We start from the raw sequence: 9,505 nt of genomic DNA on the forward strand, positions 1-9,505 counted from the left end.
GATCAGGAAAAGGATCACCGCGACACCGGTCCGCTTGCGCGCTTCCAGGTTCGGCTCGGACGCCCATGCCAGGAACGTCGTCACATCCTTGGCCATCTGTTCGACAGAGGCCGTGGTGCCGTCCGCATAGGTCACACCGTCCTCGTAGAGCGGCTGCGCCATCGCGATCTGATGTCCCGGAAAGACCTTGTTGTAACTCATGCCTTCCGCGATCGTCACACCTTCCGGAGTCTCGACGTAGCCGATAAGGACGCCATAGATGTAATCCTCGAAGCCAGCCCGTGCCTCAACGATGAGGGACAGATCCGGCGGCAGGGCGCCACCATTGGAAGCCCGTGCAGCGTTATCGTTGGCAAACGGTGCAACGAAACGGTCTGCCGGGGTGCCTGGGCGGGTGAACATTTCACCCTCGTCGTTCGGGCCGTCGACAACGTCGTACTCGGCCGCGATCGCCTTCACTTCGCCTTCCGAATAGCCGAGATCGGCCAGGTTCCGGAAGGAGATGTAGTTCAGCGAGTGACAGGTTGCGCAAACTTCCCGGTAGACCTGGAGGCCGCGCTGTGTGGCCGCCCGGTCGAAGGTGCCGAACAGGCCAGAGAAGGACCAGTCCTGCTTTTCCAGGTGAATGGGATCACCGGCTGCATGTGCCGCCTGTCCGCCCATGGAGAGAGCCGTGAACAGTGCGGTCGCCGCGATCAGAGATTTCATACCCATTATGCTTTCTCCTTCGCAGCAGCAGGCGCGGCGGCAGGTCCGCCAGATCCGCCGAGCACTGATTCACTGATACTCTTCGGCAATGGTTTCGGTGTCTCGAAGATCGAGAGCAGCGGAAGCACGACGAGGAAGTATGCGAAATAGTAGATCGTAGCGATCCGGGACGCGGTGACATACCAGCCTTCAGCCGGCTTGCCGCCGAGCCATGTCAGCGCGATGCAGTCAACGAACAGCAGCCAGAAGAAGATCTTGAAGACCGGCCGGAAGCTGCCGCTGCGCACCGGGGACCGGTCGAGCCAAGGCAGGATGAACAGCACCGCGATGGCACCGAACATGGCCAGGACCCCGAACAGCTTGTCCGGAACAGCACGCAGGATCGCGTAGAACGGCAGGAAGTACCATTCGGGCACGATGTGCGCCGGCGTGACCAGCGGGTTGGCCGGAATATAGTTGTCCGGGTGGCCCAGGAAGTTCGGCGCGAAGAAGATGAAGAAGGCGAACGGGATCAGGAAGACGAAGAGGCCGAACGCATCCTTGATGGTGTAGTACGGATGGAACGGGATCGTGTCCTGCGGGCCCTTCACGTCGATGCCCAGCGGGTTGTTCGAGCCGAAGCGGTGCAGCGCCACGATGTGCAGCACGACGACCGCGAAGATCACGAACGGCAGCAGATAGTGCAGCGCGAAGAACCGGTTCAGGGTCGGGTTGTCGACCGAGAAGCCGCCCCACAGCCAGGTGACGACATAATCGCCAACAATCGGGATCGCCGAGAACAGGTTGGTGATGACGGTCGCGCCCCAGAAGCTCATCTGGCCCCAGGGAAGCACGTAGCCCATGAAAGCGGTCGCCATCATCAGCAGCATGATCACCACGCCCAGCATCCATAGCAGCTCACGCGGGGCCTTGTAGGACCCGTAATAGAGACCGCGGAACATGTGGATGTAGACGGCGATGAAGAAGAAGCTGGCGCCATTCATGTGGATGTAGCGGATCAGCCAGCCGGAATTGACGTCGCGCATGATGCGCTCGACCGAGGCGAAGGCGTAATCGACATGCGGGGTGTAGTGCATCGCGAGAGTGATGCCCGTAACCAGCATGATGACCAGCATGATCCCGGCCAGCGAGCCGAAGTTCCACCAGTAGCTGAGGTTCTTCGGGGTCGGATATTCATGCGCTTCATGGTGCAGGAAGCTGAAGATCGGAAGACGGTGATCGATCCACCGGACGACCGGATTGGTAAAATTAGCAGTGCTCATCGATCACGCTCCTCAACCGATTTTAATCGCGGTATCGCCGGTGAAGACGTATGGCGGTACAGGAAGGTTCAGCGGAGCCGGGCCTTTGCGAATCCGTCCGGAGGTGTCGTAGTGCGAGCCGTGACACGGGCAGAACCAGCCGCCGAAATCGCCACGCGCTTCCGTCGTCTTCTGACCCAGCGGCACACAGCCGAGGTGGGTACAGATACCGACCAGAATCAGCCATTCCGGCTTCTCTGCGCGCTCGGCATCCGGAGTCGGGTCCCGCAATTCGCCGAGATCGACATCCTTCGCTTCTTCGATTTCCGCCGCCGTGCGGTGACGGATGAAGACCGGCTTTCCGCGCCAGACGACCGTGATCGCCATGCCGACCTCGATCCCGGAGATATCAACCTCCGTGCTCGCGAGGGCAAGCGTATCCGCCGCCGGGTTCATTTGGTTGATGAACGGCCAAGCCGCGGCCGCGATACCAACCGCGCCAACCGCGCCGCTGGCGACGTTGATAAAGTCGCGCCGTGTCGCGCCTTCTTCCATCTCAGCCATTGTAAATCAGCACCTCTCGCCCACTTATTGATTCGCCAAGGAACTTATCCCGTCCCCTGCCGCTGTGAGTGCGACACAGGGTCGCGCGCTACCGGCAGGCAAAAGTCCTGCTCTGACGCTATTGCATCGTCCTATACTGCACCCAGAAACCAATTGCAAAGCCTCCCTAGTCTCCTGCAAGCAATAGGCCTGTCACCGTGCGAATTGCGCTCTATCAACCGGATATCCCACAAAACACCGGTACCATTCTCCGTCTTGCCGCCTGCTTCGGGTTTCCGGTGGACATTATCGAGCCCTGCGGTTTTGCCCTGAGCGACGCCCGGATGCGCCGCGCAGGCATGGATTATATCGATCATGTGGACTGGTCCCGGCACAATTCCTGGGAGCGTTTTCTGGAACAGAGAACGTCCGGGCGTCTGGTTCTGCTGACCACAAAAGCCGATGCCTCTCTTGAGGACTTCACCTTCAAGGCAGATGACATATTGCTGTTCGGTCGGGAATCGGCCGGTGTGCCCGAAGAGGTTCACAATCAGGCCGATGCACGCGTCTCCATTCCGATGCAGAGCGGTCTCAGATCACTCAATCTCGCGGTCAGTGCCTCGATCGCGGCCTGGGAAGCGCTGCGACAGACTGGATTTGACCGGAACGCCCCGCGTCAATCAGGCGGAGAGCACGCCTAGATCGGCATGACGGTGTCGCCGGAACGCTGCTTGCTCGTGATGACGGGGCACACATTCAACGTTGCTGGCGATTTCTGCGCCAGAACAGGAAAAAGCCGCCTCCGCGGCTCCTTCCTCCAAGCATTTTGCAAGCAAACCAGACGCTTTCATTTCCTCATCTCCTCTCACCCGCTTTTTCGGATTCAAAGAGAAGCGATATCGATTAACCGGATTTTAGCAAAATCACGCCTATCCTTCCGGCTATCTAAGTCCAGAACTTGACATTCCCGACGCAACAACCATCCTGAACGCATGGCTAGACAAAAAGAATTCGATCGAGCCGATGTCCTGCAGAAAGCCATGCAGGCCTTCTGGCGGCGCGGCTACGAGGCGACATCCGTTCAGGATCTGGTCGAGGCGACAGGCATCAACCGTGGCTCCATGTACGATACCTTCACCGACAAGCGCGGGTTGTTTCAGGCCGCAGTCGATTTCTACATTTCGAATGTCAGCGCCAAGCGCCTCTCCAAGATGCTGGAGACAGAATCGGCTCTGGAAGCGATCCGGACCTATTTCGAGGATCTAATTGCCTTCTCCGTAGGCGATGGCCGCAAGCTCGGCTGCCTGATTACGAACTCCGTCGTCGAACTCGCCCCGCACGACCCCGACATCGGCGGGATGCTCCGCGGCAGCTTCGCGCGTGTTGAGGAGGTCTTCTATCAGACCCTCCTGCGCGCGCAGGACGAAGGCGGGATTACCGCACAGATCGATGCCCGGGCGGTTGCCAGATTCATGACGGCGACAGCGAACGGCATCCGTGTGTTCGCACGCGCCGACGCCGATGCGGAAACCCTGCAGGATGTCGTCAATAGCGCCCTGTCCGTGATCGAGAGCAAGCACCCCGAACTGCCTGTCGCGGCCGAGTAAGCTCCAGACATTCCCCTGACTGCATTATCGGGCGGTCCCTCGGACACGTTTTCTTGAGGGCTGGCTATTAATACTGAAGTCTGGAATGATCATTCCATAATAAACATCACAGATCTCAGCCACAGGAAAACATCCATGACTCAGCTTACCCCGCTCTTTCCGCGCCAGCAGGTCCCAGCCCTTTCAGTCGAGACCCTCGGTGGCGGAAGCTGGAGCATCTCGGACGCAAAGCCCGAGAATTTCACGATGGTCGTTGTTTATCGCGGCCTGCATTGCCCGATCTGCGGCATGTACCTGAAGGATCTCGACCGCAAGCTCGCCGACTTCAAAGAGCGCGGCGTCGAGGTGATCGTGCTTTCCAGTGACGATGCCGCCCGCGCCCAACAAGCCAAGGACGACTGGAAACTGGAAAACCTGACGGTCGGTTACGGCCTGACACTGGAGAAGGCCCGGGAATGGGGCCTGTACATTTCGTCCGGACGGGGCAAGACCTCCGTCGGCATCGAGGAGCCGAAGCTGTTCGTCGAACCGGGCCTGTTCGTGGTCCGGCCGAACGGTGAGCTGTACTTTGCCAGCGTCCAGACCATGCCGTTCGCACGTCCGGATTTTGCCGCGGTCCTGAAAGCCCTCGATTTCGTTATCGCGAAAGATTACCCAGGACGCGGCGAAATCGTCGATCATCTGGCGCAAGCCGCCGAATAACCGAATACCCGGGGAAGCCGTCCAGCGGCTTCCCCGGTCTTGCCTTGCGCAACACCCCCCGTCCGCGCCCGAATTCCACTGGCACCGGCTCCGGCCTTGGGCTACTAGGGCAGCGTGACAAATCATCCGCTCAAGACACTCCGTTTCCGACTCGAAGCCGTCCTCCTGGCCGTGCTGTTGTTTGTCGTGCGCCTGCTGCCTCTCACCGCCGCCTCCTGGATCGGCGGCAAGGTCCTGCAGATTGTCGGGCCATTCCTGCCGGCACACCGTACCGCCCGCAGGAACCTGGAACGCGCCTTCCCGGAAAAAGACAGCGCCGAGATCAAACGCATCCTGAACGGCATGTGGAACAATCTCGGCCGGACGGCCGCCGAATATCCGCACCACGACACAATCAAGGCCGAAGCCTTAGAGCGTCTGGAAGTGCACGGCGGTGAGCGGCTTGAGAATATCGCCGCCAATCCGCGCCCGGCCGTATTCTTCTCAGCCCATCTCGCCAACTGGGAAGTGCTGCCGATCGCCTCGGCCCTGCGCGGGCTTCCGGTAAACCCGGTGTTCCGGAGCCCGAACAATCCCTATCTGAAAGATCTTTTCGAGGCCCGGAAGCCGCACCCGGAGGTGCAACTGGTCGCCAAGGGACCACGTGCCGCGCGGGAGCTGATCAAGATCCTGAAGCAGAACCGCTCCGTTGCCCTTTTGATCGATCAGAAGCTACGGGAGGGCATTCCGGTCAAATTCTTCGGGCGGGACGCTATGACCCCCAGCGCCTTTGCAGAGTTCGCCCAGATGCTCGATTGCGATATCTACCCGACGCGGGTCGAGCGGCTGCCGGGCGCACGGTTCCGGGCAACGATTTACCCGCCTCTGGAAAAACCGGACACGACAGACCGGAAAGAAGCCGTGCGCAGCCTCACCCAGACGGCGACATCCATGATCGAGGACTGGGTACGCGAACGGCCGTCGGAATGGTTCTGGGTGCACCGGCGCTGGCCCGACTAAAAAGCAAGGCGCGCCGTGTTGCTTCTGGCAGGGCAGCCTTTAGACGGAACGATCCCTCCGGGCCGGTTCGCCTGACCCGAATTGCAGCGCATGCAGATGCGCATAGAGCCCGGCTTTGCCGATCAGCTCGTCGTGGCTTCCGCTTTCGACCACGCGTCCACCATCGAAAACATGGATGACATCCGCATGCTGAATGGTCGACAGCCGGTGCGCGATGACAATCGTTGTCCGTCCCTTCATCAGGATCTTGAGAGCATCCTGAATCTGCCGCTCCGACTCGGTATCAAGGGCACTGGTCGCCTCGTCCAGCAACAGGATCGGCGCGTCCTTCAAAATGGCCCGTGCGATCGCCAGCCGCTGCCGCTGCCCGCCGGAGAGTCTCGTGCCCTGCTCGCCGATTACGGTTTCATAGCCATTGGGCAATGCGGTGATGAAATCATCCGCCGCAGCGGCACGGGCTGCAGCCCGGACTTCCTCATCGCTCGCATCGAGCCGACCGAAACGGATGTTGTTGATGACAGTATCATCGAACAGCACGACGTCCTGACTGACAATGGCAAGCGCCTTGCGGACGCTTTCGAGGGTCACGGTCCTGATATCGAGTCCGTTGACCATGACGCAACCACCAGCCGGATCGTAGAAGCGCGGGATCATGGAGAGCACCGTGCTCTTGCCGGCACCAGAGGGGCCAACCAATGCCGTGACCTTGCCGGCCGGCGCCTCGAAACTCACATTGTTGAGCGCTGCATCCGGCGCTATACCGACCTCACCCGTCTCATCGTCAGCCTCAGCAGGCGCACCATAGGAAAATTGGACGGCATCGAACTTCACCGCACCCGCAGCTCGTGGCAGAGGGCCGGCACCAGGTGCGTCCTTGATCTGCGGAGCCTGATCGATCAGAGCGAACACCCTCTGGGCGGCAGCGAGGCCCTCCTGGATGTGGGTTGTGATTTTACCGAGCGCACGCAGTGGCTGATAGGCCATCAGGGTCGCCGCGATGAAAGAGAAAAAGGCGCCGGGAGATGTATGTCCCTCAATCACTCGGGCGCCGCCATAGGCAATGACCGCTGCCACAGCGACTCCGCCGAGAAAATCGATGATCGGCTGCGGCGCTGCCTTCACCCGAACACCCCGGTAGTTCAACTGGAAAAGCCGCTCCACCAGCCCTTGAATTCGTCCTGTCTCATTCTCTTCGAGACCAAAAGACTTGATCATGCGGATACCCTGGAAGCCCTGGGTTAACAGGCTGGTCATCGCGCCCATTTCCTCTTGCGTCTCAGCCGAAACACGGCGCATGCGCTTGCCGAGCTGACGGATCGGATATGCCGAGAGCGGCGCGACGACGAAGGTGATGCAGGCCAGCAGCCAGTCCTGATAAAACATCACCGCAACAAGGAAAATAACGGACAGGGTATCCCGGCCGAGACCGACCAGGGCATTCGCTACCGCGTTACGCATCGCATTGATGTCGAACGTAAAGTGCGAAATCAATGTGCCGCTATGCCGGTCCTGGAACAGGCCAAGATCGAGATTAATCAGGTGCCGGTAAAGCCGGGCCTGAGTGTCGGCGACCACCCGCTGACCGACATAGCCGACCAGCACTTCCTGCACATAGGCCGCAACACTCTTCACGAAGAAGGTCGCGACGACCGCGCCAGCGACCAACCACAGTACCGACAGATCTTTCTCGACGAAAATCTTGTTCACCATCGGATCCATCAGCCAAGCCGATGCGGCTGTCGCGGCGGCGACAAGCACCATGCAAAGCCCGGCAAGGATCAGACGTCCCGTATAGGGTCTCACAAGATCGCGGACCACCCGCCTGAGCAGCGTGATACTGGCCTCGTCCGTGAGGCTGATTTTGGTCCGGTCGGGTTTGTTGGCCATGCAGTCCAATCCAAGCAATGCGGCGCTCTGCATATAGCATGGCACCGCCTGACCGCCACCGATTTGCGGGCCCAAAATCGCGCAGATACCCACAATCCCGACCGGACCATGTTGATTTAAATTCGGTATCCCGTACTATTGCCGCCTCGAATTCAAAATTATCCGGTCAATCGGACAAGCGCCTAACAAAGCAAAAATAATAATCGGCGCAACAATTTGGCAAAACAGGAGGCTCGAATGAAATCGCACAACAAGCTCTCGTCAGCAATGAGTATTGACGTATCACGCCGAGGATTTCTCGGCGGCACCGCTGCTCTCGGCGTGACTGCTGCATCCACTTCCGCATTGATGGGGAAGAAGGCCTATGCGGCCAAAAAGGGCGGTCATCTGCGTGCGGGTATTGCACACGGATCGACAACTGACTCGCTCGACCCGGCGACCTGGGAAAACGGCTTCTCGCTGTCCCTCGACTACACCCTGTTCAATCATCTCGGCGAAGTCGACCATACCGGCTCCGTACAGCCGGAACTGGCGGAAAGCTGGGAAGCCTCCCCGGACGCCAAAATCTGGTCCTTCAAGCTGCGCAAGGGTGTCGAATTCCACAACGGCAAGACCCTTGAAGCCTCCGATGTGATCGCTTCTATCGAATATCACATGGGCGAAGATACGAAGTCCGCGGCGAAATCCTTGCTGGCGCAGGTCGCGTCGATGAAGTCCAACGGCAAGAATGAAGTCATCATCGAACTCAAGGCTGGCAACGCCGACTTCCCGTATGTGATCAGCGATTATCATATCGCTATCAAGCCGGCCAAGAACGGCAAGATCGACCCGACCGAAGGCATCGGCACCGGCCCGTACGTACTCGAGAGCTACGAGCCGGGCGTGCGTATGAAAGCGACCAAGAACAAGAACTATTTCAAGTCCGACCGTGGCCATTTCGACTCCGTCGAGCTGATCACCATCATCGACCTCGCCGCCCGTCAGAACGCTCTGACCACCGGTGAAATCGACATGATGGACCGCGCTGATCTGAAGACCGTGCATCTTCTGAAGCGCTCGAAGGGCATCAACGTCATGGAGACTGTAGGCTACAAGCACTACACCATGCCGATGCGCACTGACACGGCACCGTTCGACAATAGCGAGCTGCGTCTGGCGCTGAAATATTCCATCGACCGGGAAGAACTGGTCAAGAAGATCCTGCGCGGCCATGGCGTTGTCGGTAACGACCACCCGATCAGCCCGACCAACCAGTATCACGCTGAAGGCCTCGCCCAGCGGATGTACGATCCGGACAAGGCGAAGTTCCACTTCAAGAAAGCGGGTCTCGACGGCACAACGATCCAGCTGTCCGCCGCCGACGCAGCCTTCCCGGGCGCTGTCGATGCTGCCGTGCTCTACAAGGAGCATGCGGCCAAGGCAGGCATTGATATCGAAGTCGTCCGTGAGCCGAACGACGGCTACTGGTCGAACGTCTGGATGAAAAAGGGCTGGTGCGCTTGCTATTGGGGCGGCCGTCCGACCGAGGACTGGATGTTCACAACGGCTTATGCCGCCGGTGCGGACTGGAACGACACGTTCTGGAAACATGACCGGTTCAACGAACTGCTCCTCGCGGCCCGTGCTGAGCTCGACAGCGACAAGCGCCGGACCATGTATTACGAGATGCAGGAAATCGTCAGCAACGACGGCGGTGTGGTTGTGCCGATGTTCGCGAACTATGTCTTCGCCGCATCCGACAAGATCCTGCCGTCCGAGCAGATGGCCGGTAACTGGGAGCTTGACGGCTGTAAATTTGCGGAACGGTGGTCCTTCGCC

At 59.5% G+C, this 9,505-nt stretch carries 9 protein-coding genes; 5 read left to right on the forward strand and 4 right to left on the reverse strand.

The features are described 5' to 3' along the window. From IG629_RS17110 to petA, 3 genes are all read right to left on the reverse strand, one after another. Positions 1-714, reverse strand: a 714-nt coding sequence (locus IG629_RS17110) for a cytochrome c1 (protein WP_404923909.1), incomplete at its 3' end; no start/stop codon positions are given. Then, complete coding sequence (locus IG629_RS17115; RefSeq protein ID WP_193173146.1) at positions 714-1,970, reverse strand: cytochrome b; 1,257 nt, start codon at positions 1,968-1,970, stop codon at positions 714-716. The genes IG629_RS17110 and IG629_RS17115, both read right to left, overlap by 1 nt. 12 nt (positions 1,971-1,982) lie before the next feature. Further along, a complete protein-coding gene (gene petA, locus IG629_RS17120; RefSeq protein ID WP_193173147.1) occupies positions 1,983-2,513 on the reverse strand; it encodes a ubiquinol-cytochrome c reductase iron-sulfur subunit in 531 nt (176 codons plus the stop codon). A 197-nt stretch (positions 2,514-2,710) separates the two neighbouring features. Between petA and IG629_RS17125 the strand changes: the two genes are divergently transcribed. The 4 genes from IG629_RS17125 (at position 2,711) to IG629_RS17140 (ending at position 5,800) form a co-directional block, all read left to right on the forward strand. Next, positions 2,711-3,193: a tRNA (cytidine(34)-2'-O)-methyltransferase gene (locus IG629_RS17125; protein ID WP_193173148.1), complete on the forward strand. Its 483-nt coding sequence runs from the start codon at positions 2,711-2,713 to the stop codon at positions 3,191-3,193. Between the two features lie 291 nt (positions 3,194-3,484). After that, on the forward strand, positions 3,485-4,099 hold the full coding sequence (locus IG629_RS17130; protein ID WP_193173149.1) for a TetR/AcrR family transcriptional regulator: 615 nt from the start codon (positions 3,485-3,487) through the stop codon (positions 4,097-4,099). Between the two features lie 135 nt (positions 4,100-4,234). Next, positions 4,235-4,801, forward strand: a complete 567-nt coding sequence (locus tag IG629_RS17135) for a peroxiredoxin-like family protein (protein ID WP_193173150.1) — start codon at positions 4,235-4,237, stop codon at positions 4,799-4,801. Positions 4,802-4,915: 114 nt separating this feature from the next. Next, the gene (locus tag IG629_RS17140; RefSeq protein WP_193173151.1) at positions 4,916-5,800 is read left to right on the forward strand and encodes a lipid A biosynthesis lauroyl acyltransferase; all 885 of its coding nucleotides are present in this window, start codon (positions 4,916-4,918) and stop codon (positions 5,798-5,800) included. Between the two features lie 39 nt (positions 5,801-5,839). Here IG629_RS17140 and IG629_RS17145 read toward each other — a convergent pair whose 3' ends face one another. Further along, positions 5,840-7,687 carry an ABC transporter ATP-binding protein gene (locus IG629_RS17145; RefSeq protein WP_193173152.1) on the reverse strand — a complete coding sequence of 616 codons (1,848 nt, stop codon included), beginning with the start codon at positions 7,685-7,687 and terminating at the stop codon, positions 5,840-5,842. Positions 7,688-7,924: 237 nt separating this feature from the next. Here IG629_RS17145 and IG629_RS17150 point away from each other — a divergent pair. Next, the coding region (locus IG629_RS17150; RefSeq protein WP_193173153.1) for an ABC transporter substrate-binding protein at positions 7,925-9,505 on the forward strand (1,581 nt) is incomplete at its 3' end.

This window comes from Nisaea nitritireducens (genome assembly GCF_014904795.1).
In the GTDB taxonomy this organism is placed as follows: domain Bacteria; phylum Pseudomonadota; class Alphaproteobacteria; order Thalassobaculales; family Thalassobaculaceae; genus Nisaea; species Nisaea nitritireducens.